The organism is Actinoallomurus soli, assembly GCF_024055715.1.
In the GTDB taxonomy this organism is placed as follows: domain Bacteria; phylum Actinomycetota; class Actinomycetes; order Streptosporangiales; family Streptosporangiaceae; genus Actinoallomurus; species Actinoallomurus soli.
Genome location: NZ_JAMXMV010000001.1, coordinates 1,044,955 through 1,063,689 on the forward strand (window position 1 = coordinate 1,044,955; position 18,735 = coordinate 1,063,689).

17 protein-coding genes are annotated in these 18,735 nt (G+C 69.8%); 10 read left to right on the forward strand and 7 right to left on the reverse strand.

Going from position 1 to position 18,735, the window contains the following annotated elements; genetic code table 11:
- Positions 1 to 22: 22 nt before the first annotated feature.
- The 5 genes from NDW01_RS04760 to NDW01_RS04780 are packed head-to-tail and all read right to left on the reverse strand — an operon-like array spanning position 23 to position 4,689.
- Complete coding sequence (locus NDW01_RS04760) at positions 23 to 1,045, reverse strand: branched-chain amino acid ABC transporter permease (protein WP_252816900.1); 1,023 nt, start codon at positions 1,043 to 1,045, stop codon at positions 23 to 25.
- The gene (locus NDW01_RS04765; protein ID WP_252816902.1) at positions 1,042 to 1,914 is read right to left on the reverse strand and encodes a branched-chain amino acid ABC transporter permease; all 873 of its coding nucleotides are present in this window, start codon (positions 1,912 to 1,914) and stop codon (positions 1,042 to 1,044) included. The genes NDW01_RS04760 and NDW01_RS04765 overlap by 4 nt, the downstream gene beginning before the upstream one ends.
- Positions 1,911 to 2,705, reverse strand: coding sequence for an ABC transporter ATP-binding protein (locus NDW01_RS04770; RefSeq protein WP_252816904.1), 795 nt, complete (start codon positions 2,703 to 2,705; stop codon positions 1,911 to 1,913). The genes NDW01_RS04765 and NDW01_RS04770 overlap by 4 nt, the downstream gene beginning before the upstream one ends.
- Entirely contained in the window at positions 2,702 to 3,466 is a 765-nt protein-coding gene (locus NDW01_RS04775; protein WP_252816906.1) for an ABC transporter ATP-binding protein, read from the reverse strand. Before NDW01_RS04775 ends, NDW01_RS04770 begins: the two co-directional genes overlap by 4 nt.
- The gene (locus NDW01_RS04780; RefSeq protein WP_252816908.1) at positions 3,463 to 4,689 is read right to left on the reverse strand and encodes an amino acid ABC transporter substrate-binding protein; all 1,227 of its coding nucleotides are present in this window, start codon (positions 4,687 to 4,689) and stop codon (positions 3,463 to 3,465) included. Before NDW01_RS04780 ends, NDW01_RS04775 begins: the two co-directional genes overlap by 4 nt.
- A gap of 196 nt (positions 4,690 to 4,885) precedes the next feature.
- Here NDW01_RS04780 and NDW01_RS04785 point away from each other — a divergent pair, with 196 nt between their 5' ends.
- Positions 4,886 to 5,605 (forward strand): helix-turn-helix domain-containing protein, encoded by a 720-nt coding sequence (locus tag NDW01_RS04785; RefSeq protein ID WP_252816910.1) that lies wholly within the window; start codon positions 4,886 to 4,888, stop codon positions 5,603 to 5,605.
- A 41-nt stretch (positions 5,606 to 5,646) separates the two neighbouring features.
- Here NDW01_RS04785 and NDW01_RS04790 read toward each other — a convergent pair whose 3' ends face one another.
- Both NDW01_RS04790 and NDW01_RS04795 read right to left on the reverse strand, forming a co-directional pair.
- Complete coding sequence (locus tag NDW01_RS04790; protein ID WP_252816912.1) at positions 5,647 to 7,023, reverse strand: dihydrolipoamide acetyltransferase family protein; 1,377 nt, start codon at positions 7,021 to 7,023, stop codon at positions 5,647 to 5,649.
- Positions 7,023 to 9,209 (reverse strand): alpha-ketoacid dehydrogenase subunit alpha/beta, encoded by a 2,187-nt coding sequence (locus tag NDW01_RS04795; protein ID WP_252816914.1) that lies wholly within the window; start codon positions 9,207 to 9,209, stop codon positions 7,023 to 7,025. Before NDW01_RS04795 ends, NDW01_RS04790 begins: the two co-directional genes overlap by 1 nt.
- Positions 9,210 to 9,408: 199 nt before the next feature.
- Between NDW01_RS04795 and NDW01_RS04800 the strand changes: the two genes are divergently transcribed.
- The 9 genes from NDW01_RS04800 to NDW01_RS04840 all read left to right on the forward strand — a co-directional run bounded on the left by NDW01_RS04800 (position 9,409) and on the right by NDW01_RS04840 (position 18,733).
- Positions 9,409 to 9,936, forward strand: coding sequence for a VOC family protein (locus tag NDW01_RS04800; protein ID WP_252816917.1), 528 nt, complete (start codon positions 9,409 to 9,411; stop codon positions 9,934 to 9,936).
- A 14-nt stretch (positions 9,937 to 9,950) separates the two neighbouring features.
- Entirely contained in the window at positions 9,951 to 10,694 is a 744-nt protein-coding gene (locus NDW01_RS04805) for a GntR family transcriptional regulator (protein WP_252816919.1), read from the forward strand.
- 26 nt (positions 10,695 to 10,720) lie between these two features.
- The gene (locus tag NDW01_RS04810; protein ID WP_252816921.1) at positions 10,721 to 12,130 is read left to right on the forward strand and encodes an aldehyde dehydrogenase family protein; all 1,410 of its coding nucleotides are present in this window, start codon (positions 10,721 to 10,723) and stop codon (positions 12,128 to 12,130) included.
- 155 nt (positions 12,131 to 12,285) lie between these two features.
- The gene (locus NDW01_RS04815) at positions 12,286 to 13,806 is read left to right on the forward strand and encodes an MmgE/PrpD family protein (protein WP_252816922.1); all 1,521 of its coding nucleotides are present in this window, start codon (positions 12,286 to 12,288) and stop codon (positions 13,804 to 13,806) included.
- Entirely contained in the window at positions 13,806 to 14,711 is a 906-nt protein-coding gene (gene prpB / locus NDW01_RS04820; protein ID WP_252816923.1) for a methylisocitrate lyase, read from the forward strand. Before NDW01_RS04815 ends, prpB begins: the two co-directional genes overlap by 1 nt.
- A 28-nt stretch (positions 14,712 to 14,739) precedes the next feature.
- Positions 14,740 to 15,876 (forward strand): bifunctional 2-methylcitrate synthase/citrate synthase, encoded by a 1,137-nt coding sequence (locus NDW01_RS04825; protein WP_252816925.1) that lies wholly within the window; start codon positions 14,740 to 14,742, stop codon positions 15,874 to 15,876.
- Positions 15,877 to 16,350: 474 nt separating this feature from the next.
- Complete coding sequence (locus tag NDW01_RS04830; RefSeq protein ID WP_252816927.1) at positions 16,351 to 16,587, forward strand: hypothetical protein; 237 nt, start codon at positions 16,351 to 16,353, stop codon at positions 16,585 to 16,587.
- Positions 16,588 to 16,805: 218 nt separating this feature from the next.
- Positions 16,806 to 17,924, forward strand: coding sequence for a glycosyltransferase family 4 protein (locus NDW01_RS04835; RefSeq protein ID WP_252816929.1), 1,119 nt, complete (start codon positions 16,806 to 16,808; stop codon positions 17,922 to 17,924).
- Between the two features lie 44 nt (positions 17,925 to 17,968).
- The gene (locus tag NDW01_RS04840) at positions 17,969 to 18,733 is read left to right on the forward strand and encodes a DUF2334 domain-containing protein (protein ID WP_252816931.1); all 765 of its coding nucleotides are present in this window, start codon (positions 17,969 to 17,971) and stop codon (positions 18,731 to 18,733) included.
- Positions 18,734 to 18,735: the final 2 nt, after the last annotated feature.

Sequence of the window (18,735 nt, forward strand, 5' to 3'; positions counted from 1 at the left end):
CCTCTTTCTCTCGTTGATGTGATCAGACCTGGAATCGGCGGCCGCGGGCCCGGGAGGCCAGTTGGGTGATGCCGCGCGGAGCCAGCAACGCCATGACGATGAGGAGAGCCCCGAAGATCACCTGGTCCCAGACGCCCTGCAGCCGTACGAACAACTGCGTCGCGAGGAGCTGGGTCAGTGCCGCACCGGCCAGGGGGCCGTACCAGGTGCCTTTGCCTCCGAGGACGACGGCGACGACCACCGCGAGCGAGATCCGGAAGTCGAAGGTCCCGGTCGGCTCGATGTACAGCGACTGGGCCGCGTAGAGGGAGCCGGCGATCCCGGCGATGGCGGCACCCAGCGCGAACGCCACCACTTTCAGCGTCAGCGTCGGGACGCCCAGAACCTCGGCCGCGTCCTCGTCCTCCCGGATGGCCACCAGGGCGCTGAACCACCGTGTTCTCTCAGTGATCCAGCAGAGGGCGACGCTCACGGCGGCCAATGCCAGGAAGAGGAAGAAGAACAGCCTCGTCGACGCTTGGAGGGTGCCGGCGACGGGCGGCAGGGACAGTCCGTTGGAGCCGCCGGTCACCTTCAGCACGTTCGTGAGCTCCCGCGCCGCCAGGGTGAGCACGAACGTGGCCACGGCGAAGTAGTCGCCGCGCAGCCGGAATCCGGGGATGCCGATGGCGACGGACACGACCGCCGCGCCCACCGCGGCGAGTGGGATCGTGAGGAGCGCGTTCATCGTGGTCTCCGTCACGAGGATCGCCGTGGTGTACGCGCCGACTCCGACGAAGATGACCGTGCCGAAGTTGAGGTATCCGGCGTATCCGCCGAGGAGGTTCCACCCTTCCGCGAGCGCGACGTACATCAGGACGGTGCCGGCGATCCGGAGGTTGGCGGTGTCTCCGGTGACGGCACCCCACGTTCCCGTCGCGGCGAGAAGCACGAGCGGTAGCGCGACGTTGCGGCCACGGCGAAGTATCACGGTCGCTCCCCGGTCCGTCGCGGGGGTCTTCAGCTGCCCGGCTCGTTCGGGCGCGCGGGTGGTCGGGTTGCTCACAGGTATCGTTCCTTCGCTGCGGACAGGCCACCGCCGCGTGCGACCATGGCGATGACGAGGAGGCCGTAGACGACGGCGGGAACCCAGGCCAGCGGCAGCACTTCGTTGAGGACGGCCTGGGCGATGCCGAGCGTGACGCCGCCGACGGCGGCGTTGACGACCCCGCCCGTTCCTCCCACCAGCACCACGATGAAGGCGTAGGCCAGCCATTGGGTCTGGGTCTGCACGGCGAACGGGAAGATGCCGGCCAGGATGGCTCCCGAGCAGGTGGCCAGGGCCGTGCCGACGCCGAAGACGACGGTGCTGTACCGGTCCGCGTTCACCCCGAGGATCCGCGCGGCGTCGCGATTCTGCGACAGCGCCTGGACCGCCCTGCCGAACATGGTGAACCTGATGACCGCCCAGATGACGAGGAGGAGGACCGCGGCCGCCGCGGCGGCGACCGCGTAGTCGGCCCGCACGGTCACCCCCGCGAAGGAGTACATGTGCTGACTGAAGCTCAACGTCAGGGTCCTGATGTCACTTCGCCAGACCTGCACGGCGACGGCCTGCAGGAGCAGCATGGCGCCGAAGAGGACGAGCAGGCCGGACTCCGCCGACGTGCGCTGGGCCCGTCGCACCAGGCCGACGTGCAAGGCGACTCCGACGACGAAACCAAGGGGGATCGACAGCACGAGCGCCACGGCGATGGGCAGTCTCCACGTCTGGACGACCTCGAAGGCGAGGATGGATCCGCTCACCACCGCGAGGCCGTGCGTGAGGTTCAGGATCCCCAGCATGCCCAGTGACAGCGTCATTCCGAGCCCCACGAGGGTGTAGATCATCCCGAGCAGGACCCCGACCGTCAGTGCCTGCACCACGGTGGTCATGACGCGGCTCCTTCGTCCGAAGGGGTGGAGGTGGCGTCGCCGCCCACCGACAGCCAGCTCTTGACGAGCGTGTCGAGGTCGGAGCCGAGTTCGTCGGACGTGCCCGACGAGACGCATCTGCCCGACTGCAGGACGTGGACCACGTCCGCGATGGCGAGTGCGGGCCGCAGGTCCTGGTCGACCAGGACGACGGTCCGGCCGTCGTCGCGCAGGGCTTCGAGCTCCCGGTACATCGTCGCGGCCGCGGCGGGCGCCACCCCGGCGGAGGGCTCGTCGACCAGGACCACGTCGGGGTCCGACACCAGGGCCCGGGCCAGTTCGAGGATCCTCTGCTGGCCGCCGGAGAGACTGCCGGCCGGCGCGCTGCGCTTGTCTCCGAGGACCGGATAACGGGCGAGCACCGTCTGGATCGCCTGCCGGGCGCGCTTCTTCTCGCGTCTGATCGGCCACGCGCCGACCAGGAGATTGTCGTAGACGGACATGGTGGGGAAGACGGAGTGGCCCTGCGGAACGAAGGCGATGCCCAGGGCGCTGCGCCGGTGGGCCTGTCCCGCGCCGATGGGCGTCCGCGAGGATCCGTTGATCAGCCAGACATCGCCCTCACGCGGATGCAGGAAACCGGCGAGCAGCCGGAGCGCCGTCGACTTGCCGGATCCGTTCGGGCCGATGATCAAGCTGATCTTCCCCGCCGGGGCGTGGAGGCTGAGCCCGCGGAGAATCGGCTGATCGGGGAAGTACTCGGCGGTCACGTCGTCGAGCGCGATCGCGGAGGTGCCGGGCCGCGTCGTCATGCCGCTCCCTTCAGCGGGGCGCCGAGGTACGCCTCGATGACGGACGGGTGCGCGCACACGTCCTCCGGCTCGCCCTCGACGAGGACCTCGCCCTGAGCCATGCACAAGAAGCGGTCCGAGAGCGCGACCAGGTCGGGCACCTCATGGCTCACCACCAGGAAGGCGGTGCCCAGGTCCTCGGCGGACCGCCGGATCTGTGCGTACAGGACGTCCTTGACCAGCGGATGCACGCCGGCGAAGGGTTCGTCCATCAGCACGACGATCGGCTGCTGGACCATGACGCGCGCGAACTCGACCAGCTTCTGCTGGCCACCGGACAGCTCATTGGCCACCCGATGGGTGAGGTCGCCGAGCCCGACGAGATCGATCCATTCGATGGCCCGCTCGGCCATCTGCTTCCTGACGGTCGCGCTCGCCCGGTGCGCGACCGGCACGTACATGTTCTGCAGGACCGTCAGGGACGAGAACACCCGCGGGTTCTGGAAGGTGCGCCCGACGCCGAGACCTGCCACCGCGTGAGCGGGTCTGCGCGCGATCTCCCGCCCGAGCAGCCTGATGGATCCCTTGCCGGGCCGGTGGGCTCCGGAGAGGAGGTTGATGGTGGTGGTCTTCCCGGATCCGTTCGGGCCGATCACGCCGAGGACCTCGCCGCCGTGGAGGTCGAGGCTGACGTCACGGACCGCCTGGACGCCTCCGAAGCGCTTGGACACGTTCTCGACCGTGAGCACGGGGGCGCCGCGGCTCTCCGCGCGCCGCCTCACTTCGTCACCGTCACGGGGTGCTCGGCCACGTTCGCGGGCCACACCGGGACGGTCTTGCCGCCGATCGTCTGGACGACGACCTCGGAGTAGGGGACGGTACCGTCGGGGTTGAACTTGATCCTGCCCACTGCGGTGTCGAAGGTGTGCGCGTAGATGTACGCGCGCAGCCGCGCCTGGTCGGTGGTGCCGGCGCCCTCGATCGCCTGCTGGATGACCTGCAGGCCGGCGTAGGCGACCACCGCGTAGGAGGGGATGACCTGTTCACCGTTGGATCGTGAGATCGCGAGGAGTTGGTCCAGGCCCTTGAAATGCTCGGTGGGCCAGGCGGTCGTCGTGCCGAGCACGCCCTCGGCGGCGGCCCCCATCTGCGGCCAGGTCTTCAGCGTGCTCACCTGCGAGCCGCAGGCACAGGTCAGAGCCGGGCGGAAGCCTTGGGCGGACGCCGCTCGAATGATCCGGACCGAGTCCTCGGGAAGGCCGAGGATGAGGAACAGGTCGACGCGTGCCGCCTTCGCGGCGTTGATCGCCGAGGTGAAGTCCGTGGTGTCGGTGCTGTACTCCTGGTTGAAGACGACGGGCAGGCCGGCGTCCCTGGCGTAGTGGACCGCGCCTTCCGCACCCTTGTATCCGTCGCGGTCCGCCAGCGTGAACGGGTTGTTCAGCGTCAGGATGCCGACACGGGTCGGTCGCTCGTTCGCCGGCATCGCCTTGACGGCCTCGAAGACCCCTCGCGTGTACTGGCTCTCCTGATAGGGATAGGTGCCGACCATCCAGCCCTTGGCGGAGTCCGACAACTGCCGACTGGTGAACCCGCCGTTGAACAGGATCTTCCCGCCGGAACGGACGAGCGGGACGATCGGGGTTCCCACGTACGTGGAGTACGGAGCCAGGAGGATGTCCACCCGGTCCTTCGTCAGCAGGGACTGGTACAGGGTCTGCGCGGTGCCGGGAGTGCTGTCGTCGTTCTTGATCACCATCTGGACCTTGCGGCCCGCGATACCGCCGGCCTTGTTGACCTGGGCGGCCCAGAGATCGTAGATGGCCTTGTACTCACCCGAGGGGCCCGCCAGGGCACCGGTCAGGCCCAGCGATCCGCCGATCTTGATCGGTCCGCTCGTCGCCGTCGCCGTGTTGCCACCGGCGCAGGCGGTGAGTGAGAACGTCGTCAGGACCGCGCCGGCGACGACGGCCCGGTGAGCCGCGTGGGTGTGCCGCTTGGGCATTACGACCTCCTGTTTCCGACATGTGACCCCCGCCACCTGTGTGTAGCTACATACAAGAGCGTGTGTAGTGACACTGTCAATAGGTGCCCGTTCGTTCAGTGCTAGCAGACGTTCATCCAATTGCAGGGCTCATGTGTCAGAATCGTCTGGGGGTGCGTGCACCCGGCTTCACCGAGATGTGCAACAGGAGGAAACGATGTCGACGGAGACGGTGACGGCAGAGGACCCGCTCGGTGCCGAAGCCGAAGATCTGGCCGGCCCCGGGCTCGGTCTGGGAATTCGGCTCCGCCGGGTTCGCACCGAGCGCTCGGTCTCCGTCCGGGAGCTCGCGCGGCGCACGGGATGCTCTCCCAGCCTCATCTCGCAGATCGAGCGGGGACGCAGCGCTCCTTCGGCCCAGATGCTGTACGCGCTGGCCAACGAACTACGCGTCAGCCTGGACTATCTCTTCGGCTTCGGTGAGGCGCCCGCCGCGGCGGAAGCCGCACCGGACTCTGCCGCCCGTGACCAGGACGCCGGCGACGCGCCCCGTCCCGCTCCGCCCTGGGGACGCGCCACGGACTCGACCGGGGCCGGGATCATCCAGAGGCACCAGAGCCGTCGGCGCATCGAGCTGTCCAGCGGTGTCCGTTGGGAACGGCTGACGCCCGACTCCGACGGAGCCGTCGACTTCCTCGAAGTCGTCTACCAGCCCGGTGGCCACTCGAGCGATGGCCACATGGCCGTCCGGCACACCGGACGTGAGTACCTTCTGATCCTCGAAGGCACCCTGCACGCCGACATCGGCTTCGAGACCTACGCTCTGGGGGCCGGTGACTCCGCCGCCTTCGACCCACTGACACCGCACAGGTTCAGGAACGAGACGGATCAGGTGGTCCGCGCCGTCTCCTTCATCGTCCAGGGCGATCACGGATAGGCCGGGCGCCGGGCCGATCGGACCGCCTGGCGCCCTGGCCCTTACAGAAGAATCCGCAACGGATTCTCGACGATCTGTTTGAACGCCTCCAGCCAGCGTGCCGCGAGGGCCCCGTCCAGCGCACGGTGGTCCCCGGAGAGGGTGACCGTCATCAATGTCGCGGCCCGTACGGTGCCGTCGTCGGCGACGACGGGCCGTCTGCTCGCCGCGCCGACGGCCAGGATCCCCGAATGAGGCGGGTTGATGATCGCGGTGAACCGCTCGGTCCCGTACATGCCGAGGTTCGAAACGGTGAAGGACCCGCCTTCCAGGTCGGCCTGCTTGAGCCTCCCCTCACGGGCGCGGGCGATGAGATCCTTGACCGTACGGCTGATGTCGGTGAGAGAACGCCGGTCCGCCTCGCGGACGACCGGTGTGACCAGGCCGTGGTCGAGTGCGACGGCCACGGCGATGGAGACCGAGTCGAACCTGCGGACCGCGTCCGGCATCCAGATCGCGTTCGCCTCCGGCACCTCACGGAACGCCGCGGCGACCGCCTTGATCACGAAGTCGTTGACGGACGGTGTGACGGTGACCGATGGATCCTTCTCGATGGTGCGGCGGAGGGCCAGCAACGTGTCGACCTGGCAGTCCGCCTCCATGTAGAAGTGGGGGACCGTGCTCTTGCTCTCGCCGAGCCGGCGAGCGATCGCGCGGCGCATGCCGGTGTGCGGGATGTCGGTGAAACCGGCTCCGGCCGGCCGGTCCGTTCCGCGCCGCGGGTCGGATTCCGCACTCGCGGGCGTGATGGTGGGCGCGGACGCCCGGTCGCCGACGGGGACGGGCGGTCGGGGTGTGGCGCGGCTCGCGGTGTTCTGGACGTGACGGTCGAGGTCACGGCGGACCACTCGGCCGCCGGGACCGGTGCCGGTCACCGCGTTCAGGTCGATGCCCTGCTCGCGGGCGAGCCTCCGGACGAGCGGCGTGGCGAACCGCCGGTCCCGCCCGTCCTGGGTGGCACCCGCTGCCGGTGATGTGGCGGAGGCCACCGGGACCGCTGCCGTGTCCTCGCGGTCGGCCGGCCGGTCCTCGCCCGAACCGTTGGGCGGAGAAGGCCGGGACGTCGCTGCGGGTGCGTCGGGCTCGGCGGGCATCGCGGCTCCGGTCCCGGATTCGGCCAGCGCGTCCTCGACCGACTGACCGGGCCCGGCGAGCACGAGAATCGGTGTTCCGACCTCGATCGACTCCCCGAGACCGACGAGGAGACCGGCGACGACACCGGCTTGATCGGCTTCGAAGTCGACGGCGGCCTTCTCCGTCTCGATCTCGGCGATCGGCTGACCGGGCGAGATCTCATCGCCGGGCGACACGTGCCAGGAGACCAGAGTGGCCTCGCGCATGCCGGTGAGCACTTCGGGCATCCGGATGACAGCCGACATCAGAGCGCTCCGATCGAGGTCTTGCACCGCTTCAGGGCCGCGACGATGTCGTCGACCTGCGCGATCGCGGCGGCTTCGAGGACGCGGGAGATGCTCGGGCTCGCCTCGGCACCGGTGACGCGTTCGACCGGCAGGTCGAGCCAGTCGAAGAAGCGTCGCTGGATCTCATCCGCGAGCCACCCGCCGTAGGACGTCCCGCGCGCGCCCTGCTCGACGATGAGGACGCCATTGGTCTTGCGGATGCTGGCCCCGATGGTGTCCCAGTCGATGGACGCCCGGTCCAGCCAGCGCAGGTCGATGAGGTCCGCGTCGACCCCTGCCTCGTCGATGGCCTCCGCGGCCTTGTGGACCATGGCCAGGTAGCTGATCACGGTGAGTTCGGATCCGGTACGGCGCACTGCGGCCCGGCCGAGCGGGAGGTGGTAGTCCAGGTCGTCTCTGGGGACCTCCTGGCGTGTCGTGTAGAGATCGACGTGTTCGATCACGAGGACGGGGTCCTCCAGCCGCAGCGCCGTGTTGAACAGCCCGATGTAGTCCGAGGCGGTCGACGGGGCGACGATCCGCCAGCCCGGGCTGGTGACGAATATGCCGGCCGGGTCCATGAGGTGCTGTGAGCCGTACCCCGTGCCCATCGCGACCTTGGTCCGCAGGACGAGCGGGACCGTGTTGTTCCCGCCGAACATGTGCCGTGCCTTGCCGATCTGGTTGAACACCTGATCTGCGGCGACCCAGAGGAAGTCCGGGTACATGAATTCGATGACGGGACGGAAGCGGCCGTCCAGCGCCATCCCGGCGCCCAGACCGGCGAACGCGTTCTCGCTGATCGGCGTGCCGAGAACCCGGTCGGAGGCGACCTGCAGCGCTTTCTTCGTCAGGCCGTTGGTCCCGCCGCCGAGCCGGTGGACGTCCTCGCCGAGGACGACCACGCGCGGGTCGTCGGCCATCCGCCGTCCGATGACGTTCGACGCGGCGTCGACGAACCGGACGGTCTCGTTCGGGCCGGCGTGCTCGGCCGGGTCCAAGGTCCGTACGCCGGCGAGTTCGGACGCGTCGCCGCGGATTCCGTCGTCGACGGTCGCGGGATCCGGCCACAGTTCCGTGCGGATCCGGCGTCTGCCCTGCGCGTCCGGGTCGGGCTCCACCAGTTCACCGGTGACCTGTCGCATGGCGTCGAGGGCCTGCTCGCGGACACCCTGGGCCGTCGCGTCGTCGAGCAGGTCGAGGCGGCGCATCTCCCGCTCGAGCCTGGTGATCGGATCACGCTCGCGCCATTCGGCCTCTTCGTCCTTTGTCCGGTAACCGAATGCACTGCCCGCGTAGGCGCCGTTCTGGTGGAAGTAGCGGTAGACGTCGGCTTCGATGACGGTGGGCCCGTCGCCGGCGCGCATCACCTCTTCCGCCTGACTCATCGCCAGGTGCACCGCGAGCGGGTCCATGCCGTCGACCTTCCACGACGGAATGCCGAAGCCGAGCCCGCGCCCGGACAGCCGGTCCTCGCGGGTGATCTCCGCGACGCGGGTCGCGACCGCGTAGAGGTTGTTCTCGATGAAGAAGCACAGGGGAAGGTCCCAGGCCGCGGCGAGGTTCATCGTCTCCAGAACCGAGCCGATGTTGACGGCGCCGTCACCGAAGTAGCTGACGGTGACATCATCGGTGCCGGCCCGCCGCTGGGCCCAGGCGTTCCCGGCGGCCAGCGGCACTCCTCCTCCGACGATCGCGTTGCTGCCGAGGGCGCCCGCTTCGAGCCACTGCAGGTGGATCGATCCGCCCCGACCGCCGCTGAAACCCGGGGCGAGTCCGAGGATCTCCGCCAATGTACGGCGGAGCACGGTCCGCACGTCGTCGCTCACCAGTTCGTGCAGGTCGGCCTTGCCGCCCGTCAGGTGGGTGATGGCCTTGGCGAGGAACTGGTGATGGCCCCGGTGGGAGCCGTTGATCGCATCGGTGGTCCGCAGCCCGATCACCGAACCGACGGCTCCGCCCTCCTGCCCGATGCTGGAGTGCGCCGGACCGTGTACGAGGCCGTCCGTGGCGAGTTCGAGCACGGTCTCCTCGAACGCCCGGATCAGGTGCAGTTGCCCGAGCATGCCGCTCAGCAGGGCAGGGTCGGCGTCCTGCCAGTCGGACTTGGTGGTGCTGAGCTGGATCCACGGGCGGATCGCAGCCAGGTGTCTGTTTCGTGGCATCGGTTTCCTCGCCGCCGTCGATCACCGTCAGGCGCGTCATGTGCCGCGCCGTCGCCGAATGTACGCCCGATAGGATCCAATCACAACCGCTCTCATGCGATTCTCTCCCTTGACATCCCCCAGCGGTGGACTCATTGTATCCAATTGTGTCCGCCGCTCCTGTGGACGGCGGCTTCGTCGAGCGACAGAGGAACGAGGCATGCCACTACCCGGATTGCGCGGCACGGAGCACATCGGTTTCACCGTGCCGGACCTGGAGGAGGCCGACACCTTCCTGGTCGACGTGCTCGGATGCCGACGCGTCTACGAGCTCGGCCCGTTCGTACACGAGCACGACGACTGGATGCGGGATCAGCTGAACGTCCACCCGCGCTCGGTGATGCGCAGGCTGCGGCTCTACCGCTGCGGGTTCGGCTCCAACTTCGAGGTCTTCGAGTGGGAGCCGGCCGACGGCCGGCGGCCACAACCGCGCAACAGCGACATCGGGGGACACCACATCGCGTTCTACGTGGACGACCTCGATGCCGCCGTCGACTACCTGCGCAGCCGCGGCGTCCAGGTGCTCGGCGAGCCTGTCGCCAGTGCCAACGCCAGCGCGGGACAGCGATGGATCTACTTCCTGTCACCGTGGGGGATGCAGTTCGAGCTCGTCAGCTTCCCGCACGGGAAGGCGTACGAAGCGGACGCGACGGTGGTCCTGTGGAATCCCACTCGCCCGGCACTGTAGGCATGCTGGGGACCATGACCGACGAACATCCCACCACCGCCGCGACGACCTCCTCATCATTGGATCCGGACACCGCGGGCAACGACGACAAGGGCCGTCACGGCAACGCCAGCCAGCGCATCGCCGACGGTCTGCGGGCATCGATCCTGTCGGGCGAGCTGCCCGCCGGCAGCCGGATCCGGCAGGAGGAGATCGCGGCCAGGTACGGCGCCAGCCGCATCCCGGTACGCGGCGCCCTGCGCATCCTGGAGTCCGACGGCCTCGTGCGGCTGGTGGCGAACTCCGGGGCCTGGGTGGCGCGGTTCACCCGCGCCGAGTGCGAGGAGTTCTACCAGATCCGCGAGCGCATCGAGCCGCTGCTGCTGCGCATGAGCCTGCCCTGCCTGACGGCGGAGAATCTCGACCGGATGGACGAACTCGCGGAACAGATGGCGCGCGCCGACCGCGTCGAGCACTTCCTGCGACTCGACCGCGAATTTCACGCCCTCTCCTACGACGGCGCCCGGACCGTCGTTCTCCAGGAGATCGTCCAGCGCATGTGGAACATGACACACCACTATCGGTCGATGTTCACCCAGGTCTTCCTGGAACAGGGCAGTCAGATCGTTCACGACGAGCACCGCATGCTCGTCAGAGCGCTGCGGGAGGGCGACGCCGAACAGGCGGAGCTGGTCCTGTGCGGACACATCAGACGGACCCGGCTGCAGCTCGCCCGGCACCCGGAGATGTTCGACGCCTGGCCCTCGGCGTCCGGCTGAACCCCATCTTCGAGAAAGGCACCCCGATGACGACCGCCACCGAACCACCGACCGCGCCTCCGCTCGCCGTGACGAACCCGGCCACGGGCGAAACGGTCGAGGAGATTCCTTCACACGGCCAGGACGAAGTCGAACGGCGCCTGCGAGCGGCCCATCGCGCCGCTCGTACGCTGCGCGCCACGGACTACCTCACCCGGGCGTCGTGGATGAAGGAGACGGCCGCGGTGCTCGAAGCCGACTCCGAAGACGTCGCGCGCACCGTCGTCACCGAGATGGGCAAGACGATCCGCCAAGCCCGGGACGAGGTCGCCAAGAGCGTACGGACGATGCGGTTCTACGCGGATCACGCCGAGGAGTTCCTGGCAGACATACCGCTGGCGTCCCCGGGAAGCGTCGGCGCGCGCCGGGCGCTGACGCGCTACCAGCCGCTCGGCGTCGTGCTGGCGGTCATGCCGTGGAACTACCCGATCTGGCAGGTCGTGCGGTTCGCGGCCCCCGCGCTCATGGCGGGGAACGCGGGCCTGCTGAAGCACGCGGCGAACGTCCCGCGGTCCGCTCTGTACCTCGATTCACTCTTCTCGCGCGGCGGGTTCCCACCCGGTGCGTTCGGCTCACTGCTCATCGATTCGAGCCGCGTCGAGACGATCATCGCCGATCCGCGGATCGCCGCGGTCACTCTCACGGGCTCCGAAGGCGCCGGCCGCGCCGTCGGCGCGGCCGCCGGACGCGCCATCAAGAAGACCGTGCTCGAACTCGGCGGATCCGATCCGTTCATCGTCATGCCGAGCGCCGATGTCGAGAAGGCGGCCACGACGGCGGTCGCCGCGCGGATGAACAACAACGGACAGTCCTGCATCGCGGGCAAGCGCTTCATCGTCCACACGGACGTCTATGACGAGTTCGCCGGCATCTTCGCCGAGAAGATCGCCATGCTCTCCGTCGGAGATCCGTTCGACGAGCACACCGACGTCGGACCGATCGCGACCGCCAACGGCCGGAACGAGCTCGCCGCGCAGGTCGACGATGCCGTCGCCCGTGGCGCACGGGTGCTGGCCGTGGCCGCCACGCCTGCGGACACCGGTGGGTGGTACTACCCTCCGACCCTGCTGGAAGGCCTCGGACCGGAGTCCCGGCTGTACGCCGAGGAGGCGTTCGGCCCGGTCGCGACCCTTTACCGTGCGGCCGACGAGCAGGAGGCGATCTCGCTCGCCAACGGCACGGCCTTCGGGCTCAGCTCGTCGGTGTGGACGGCCGATCCCGAGCAGGCCGATCGCCTGACCGACGCCTTGGAAGCGGGCGCCGTCTTCGTCAACGGCATGTCCGTCTCCTACCCCGAACTGCCCTTCGGCGGCGTGCGGAATTCGGGGTACGGGCGCGAGCTCGGTTCGGCCGGCATCCGCGAGTTCTGCAACATGAAGACCGTCTGGATCGGCTGATCCGTCCAACAGCCGGCGCAGCCCGGCGGCTCGTACGCAGCCCGGCGGCTCGTACGCAGCCCGGCGGCTCGTACGCAGCGCGACGGCTCGTACGCAGCGCGACGGCTCGTACGCAGCGCGACGCGCCACCTCGACCGTACGTCCGGAGGAGCCAAGTGATCGACCACGAAGTACGCGTCCATCGCAGCGCTGACGCGTTGCCCAGAGAGGGACAACTGGCCTGGAAACTCGCCGCAGTCGCCACCGCGACCGGCGGCGCACATGATCTCCTCCCCGACGCGACGGCGATGGCGGCGAACAGGGTGACGGACAACGCCGCGGTCGCCGTCGCCTCCCTGCTGCGCCGCCCGGTCGCGGTGGCCCGCTGTCAGGCCCTGGCCCATCCGGCCGCCTCGGGGGCGTCGGTATTCGGCGCACCCGCGGACATGAGGGTCTCGCCTGACTGGGCTGCCTGGGCCAACGGCACCGCAGTACGTGAGCTGGACTTCCACGACACATTCCTGGCAGCCGACTACTCCCACCCCGGCGACAACATCCCGCCCTTGCTGGCCGTCGCTCAGCACGCCCACCGCGGCGGCGCCGATCTGCTGCGCGGCATCATCGCCGCGTACGAGATCCATGTCGCCCTCGTGAAGGGCATCTGCCTGCACGAGCACCGCATCGACCATGTCGCGCACCTGAGCGCCGCGACCGTCTGCGGACTGGGGGCATTGCTGCGGCTCGACACCGAAACCGTGTACCAGGCGATCCAGCAGGCGGTGCACACGACGACCGCCACCCGGCAGTCCCGCAAGGGTGAGATCTCCAGTTGGAAGGCATTCGCGCCGGCCTCCGCCGGAAAAGCGGCGATCGAAGCGATCGACCGGGCGATGCGTGGGGAAAGATCACCTTCGCCGATCTACGAAGGCGAGGACGGCTTCCTGGCCTGGATGCTGGACGGTCCCGACGCCGTCTACACCGTCTCGCTTCCGGAACCGGACGAGCCGCGCCGCGCCATCCTGGAGACCTTCACCAAGGAGCATTCCGCCGAGTACCAAGCGCAGGCGATCATCGACCTCGCCCGGCGGCTACGCGAGAAGATCGGGACGCCGGCCGACGTACGCGAGATCGTGCTGCACACCAGCCAGCACACCCACCAGGTGATCGGCTCCGGTTCCAACGATCCGCAGAAGTACGATCCGGACGCCGGCCGCGAGACGCTCGATCACTCGGTGCCGTACATCTTCGCCGTCGCATTGGAGGACGGCACCTGGCATCACGAGCGCTCCTACACGGCCGAACGGGCACACCGCCCCTCGACCGTCGAGCTGTGGCGAAGGATCAGAACCGTGGAGGATCCGGAGTGGACACGCCGTTACCGCGACCCCGACCCGGCACGCCGAGCCTTCGGCGGCAGGGCCGTGGTGACGCTGGGCGACGGCACCGTGATCGAGGACGAATTGGCGGTCGCCGACGCGCATCCGGCCGGTGCCCGTCCCATGGACCGGGACGGCTACATCGCCAAGTTCCGCGCCCTCACCGCGGGCATCGCCATCGCTCAGGCACAGGACCGGTTCCTTGACGCGGTCGGCCGGCTCGGTGACCTGGACGGCCCTGAACTCGATCTGCTGTTCCCGTCCGTCGACACCGACGCGGTCGCCGCGTATGACACCGCCCTCCCGAAGGGGCTGTTCTGATGCTGCACACCCGCACCACGGCCGGACAGCGTCGCCGCGCCCTCCGCGAACGACTCGCCTCCGGCCGGCTGCTGCGCGTACCGGGCGCGGTGAACCCCCTGTCGGCGATCCTGATCCAGCGTAAGGGCTTCGACGCCGTCTATCTCTCCGGAGCGGTGCTGTCAGCCGACCTCGGCCTGCCCGACATCGGCCTCACCACCTCCGCCGAGATCGCAGGCAGGGCCCAGCAGATCACTCGGGTCACGGACCTGCCCGCACTCGTCGACGCCGACACCGGCTTCGGTGAGCCGCTGAACGCCGCGCGCACCGTGCAGTTGATGGAAGACGCGGGCCTGGCCGGTCTTCATCTGGAGGACCAGGTCAATCCCAAACGGTGCGGGCACCTCGAGGGCAAGAGCGTCGTCTCCCGTGAGGCGATGGTCCGCCGCCTGCGAGCCGCCGTCGACGCCCGCCGCGACCCGGACTTCCTGCTGATGGCCCGCACCGACGCCCGTGCCGTCGAGGGACTGGACGCCGCCATCGACCGGGCCAAGGCGTACGTGGACGCGGGCGCCGACGCGATCTTCCCCGAAGCGCTCATGGACGAGAGGGAGTTCGAGGCGTTCCGTGCTGCGGTGGACGTCCCCCTGCTGGCGAACATGACCGAGTTCGGCGTCGGCCGGCTCCTCGACGCGGCCACGCTGGAGAACCTCGGCTACAACATCGTCATCTACCCGGTCACCCTGCTGCGCCTCGCGATGGGGGCCATCGAGGACGGTCTGAGCGTCCTCGCCGCCGAGGGCACCCAGAGAACGCTGCTGCCGCGAATGCAGACCAGGTCCCGGCTCTACGACCTCCTCGACTACGCCGATTACACGAACTTCGACTCGGCCGTCTTCGACTTCGACCTCCCACCCGGCACCTGAGGCCGGGAAGCACGAGAAGGGCACGTCAATGACCGGCATCACGCCCGAGATCCATCGCGGACTCGCCGGTGTCACCGTGGACACCACCGCGATCTCCACCGTCATCGAGGAGACCAATTCCCTCACCTACCGCGGTTACCCCGTGCAAGACCTCGCCGCGCACCGCAGCTTCGAGGAGGTCGCCCATCTGCTCTGGCACGGCGAGCTTCCCGGCCTCGACCGGCTGGGCGAATTCCAGGCGGCAGAACGCGCTCTGCGCCCGCTCGACCGCACCACGATGGAGCTCCTGGCGCGGCTGCCCTTGACCTGCCATCCGATGGACGTACTCCGCACCGCGGTCAGTTTCTTCGGCGCCGAGGATCCCGCCGAGAACGACGACGGCCCCGCCGCCCACCACGCCAAGTCGCTGGCCATGCTCGCCCGGATACCTGTCGTGGTCGCCGCCGATCGGCGGCGCCGGCACGGTCTCGACCCGATTCCGCCCGACCCGTCCCTCGGGTTCGCGGAGAACTTCTTCCACATGTGCTTCGGTGCCGTGCCCGACCCTGAAGTGGTCCGGTGTTTCGAGATCTCGCTCATCCTGTACGCAGAGCACAGTTTCAACGCGTCCACGTTCACCGCTCGCGTGGTCGCCTCCACCCTGTCCGATTTCTACAGCGCCATCACCGCGGCCATCGGTGCCCTGAAAGGTCCGCTGCACGGTGGCGCCAATGAGGCCGTGATGCACATGCTGAACGAGGTGGGCGACGCCGGGCGTGTGGAGGAGTGGCTCGACGAGGCACTGGCGGCGAAACGTAAGATCATGGGATTCGGGCACCGGGTGTACAAGCACGGTGACTCGCGCGTAGCGATCATGCAGGAGGCCACTGACCGGCTCGTTGCCCGCAGCAGTGATCCTGCGACCGCCCGGCTGGCGGAGGTGCACGCCGCACTGCGCCAGGCGATGTTCGGCAAGAAGGGCATCCATGCGAATCTCGACTATCCGGCCGGCCTCGCCTACCACCTGATGGGATTCGACATCCCGATGTTCACCCCCATCTTCGTGATGAGCCGGATCACCGGTTGGAGCGCCCACATCGTCGAGCAACTCGGTCACAACGCGCTCATCCGCCCGCTGGCCCGATACATCGGCCCGGACCAACGCCCCGTGCCGGCACTTCGGTAGACCGGTGGTCCCACACATCGCGATCCCTGCCGCTCGCCCGCGATGTCTCTGTGTGAGCATCTCATCGCCAAGGGTAGGGGTCGGGTAGGGCTTCGGGCGGAGCGCCCGGACCACGGAGGCTCCGGGAGGCAGGCGATGGGCGGGATCGGGCGTGCGGTACTCGCGGCGGGCGTCGTGCTCGCCGTCGCGGGCTGCGGAGGCGGTGGCGGGTCGCCTACGGTTCCGCCGCCCGGCGCGAAAGGCGGCCCGCCGACCTTCCGGACGCGGCCGGCCGCACCACCGACGATGCCGCCGTCCGGCGTCCTTGTGCCGCCCACGGGGCCGACGCCCCCGCCGTGGCCCGTGCCGCCGACCGGACCGACGGCGCCGCCCTGGCCGGTGCCGCGGACCACGGCCGGGTCCGGCGCACCGTTGCCCCGCGCGGCGAACGGCACCGATCTCAAGGCCTGCCGCACGGGTCGATGCGAGGTCCAGGTGTCCCCCCGCGACCGCATCCCGGTGCCGGCCCGGCTCGGCGTGAACGAGCTGACGGTGACCGCCATCAGCGGCGACGACATCGCCCTGCGGGGGACCGCCCCCGGCACGTCCCTCGCCGTCGAACTGGGCGGGAACGCCGGCGCGACCACCATGATGAACGGCCTCGCGATCACGCTCGTCGCGATCGCCGACGGCAAGGCGGTCCTGCGCATCGCCCCGGCCCAGGGCCGGTGACTCTCCAGCCACGCGCGTCGGTTCGGCTGCGAGCCGAAACGCCCCCGGTGTCCGACTCTGGGCCTTTGCTTCGGCCCGGCGCATCGTGGCGCGGCGTGGATCGTTCCAGGCGTCTTGAAACTCCTCGCCGCGGGCGATCAACGTCGTTCGTTGGATGTTCGCCCCGGCGGAACCACGCGGCGGTCCGGCGGTCGTACGGCGAGGTCAGGCTCACAGCCGTGAAGGTCGCGATCGTGACCGAGTCGTTCCTGCCCCGGGTGAACGGGGTGACGAACTCGGTGTGTCGTGTGGTCGAGCACCTGGCCGGGTGCGGCAGTGAGGTGCTGGTGGTCGCGCCGGGACCGGGGCCGGGAGGCCACGCCGGACAGCCGGTACGCCTCACGCGAGGCGTCGCCCTGCCGTTCTACCGGTCGTTCGTCGTCGGCGTGCCCACGCGTCAGGTGACCGCAGTGCTGAGCGAATTCGGCCCGGACGTGGTCCATCTGGCCGCTCCGGTCACGCTCGGAGCCTCCGGCGTCGCGGCCGCCCGGCGGCTGGACGTGCCGACGGTGGCCGTCTTCCAGACCGACGTGGTGGGCTTCGCGCGCCGGTACGGTCTGCGGGGCGCCGACCACCTCGTCTGGGCGTGGCTCCGCCATCTCCATGAACAGGCCGACCGCACGCTGGTGCCGTCCACGCCCACCCTGGACCTCCTGCGGCGGCGCGGCCTGCCACGGCTCGCGCTGTGGGCGCGGGGAGTCGACGACCGGCGTTTCCACCCACGGCACAGGTCCGCGGAACTGCGCGCGCGGCTGGCCCCGGACGGACGGCTGCTGGTGGGCTACGTCGGCCGGCTGGCCGCCGAGAAACGCCCGTCCCTGCTGCGGCACCTGGCCGACCTACCCGATGTGCGGCTCGTCGTGGTGGGCGACGGGCCCGCCGGGCGGCGGCTGCGGCGGATCCTGCCCGAAGCGGTCTTCACCGGGTTCCGCACCGGCCGGGAGCTGTCGGAGCTCGTCGCCTCACTCGACGTCTTCGTGCACACGGGCGCGGACGAGACGTTCTGCCAGGCCGTTCAGGAGGCGCTGGCGGCCGGAGTCCCGGTGGTGGCACCCGCGGCCGGCGGCCCTCTCGATCTTGTGAAACCGGGCTACAACGGCCTGCTCTATCCCCCGGACGACGCGGCCTCGCTCCGGGCTGCCGTCGCCAGGCTGGTCGCGGACGCCCCGATGCGGCGGCGGATGGCCGCCCACGCTCGGCTGTCGGTGCGCGGACGGGACTGGGACACCGTCTGCGCGGAGCTGGTCGGCCATTACCATGCCGTCCGATCCGGCCGGTCCGAGCGGCAGGCGGCGTGATGGACCGGCGTCGGCCCGTCATCCGTGCGGACGACCGCGGACGGGTGGGGCGAGCGTACCGGGCGTCCGCGACGCGGCGCGCCCCGACGCGACTGGTGGTCAGCGTCCACGACGTCGCTCCCGCGACGGCCGAGCAGACGCGGCGCTGGTGCGCCGACGCGGACTCGCTCGGCATCCCCGTGTCGCTGCTGACGATTCCCGGTCCCTGGCGCGGGCCCTCGCTCGCCGACGAGCCTGGCTACGCCGACGTCCTCCGGGCACGGGCGGAGCGCGGCGACGAACTCGTCCTGCACGGGTGGAGCCATCGGGCCGGCCCGGAGGGATCGGTGCTGCGCCGCTCGGTGGGCCGGGCGGTGGCTCGGGGCGCGGCCGAGTTCGCCGCGCTCGACGAGGCGCAGGCCGCGGAACGGCTGCGGGCGGGCCGCACCGTCCTGCGGGAGCTGGGCCTGGCCACCTCCGGGTTCACGCCACCGGGCTGGCTGGCCTCATCCGCCGCCAACCGGGCCCTGCGCCGGGCGGGGTTTCGCTACACCACCTCGCACTTCGGCGTGCACGACCTGTGGACCGGGCGGCTGCGGCGGGGTTTCGCCCTCTCCCACCGGCCCGGCGGCGCGGGCGAACGACTCGGCGCCGTCCTCATCGAGGAGTGGGTGCGTCGGCGCGCGAGCCGCGGCGGCCTGATCCGAATCGCCCTGCACCCCGACGATCTGGACCGGCCCGGCCTGCGTGACACGACGATGCGGGCGATCGAAGCGGTGCTCGCGGCGGGAGGACGGGCGATGACCTACTCGGAAGTGGTGATCCGTTGAGG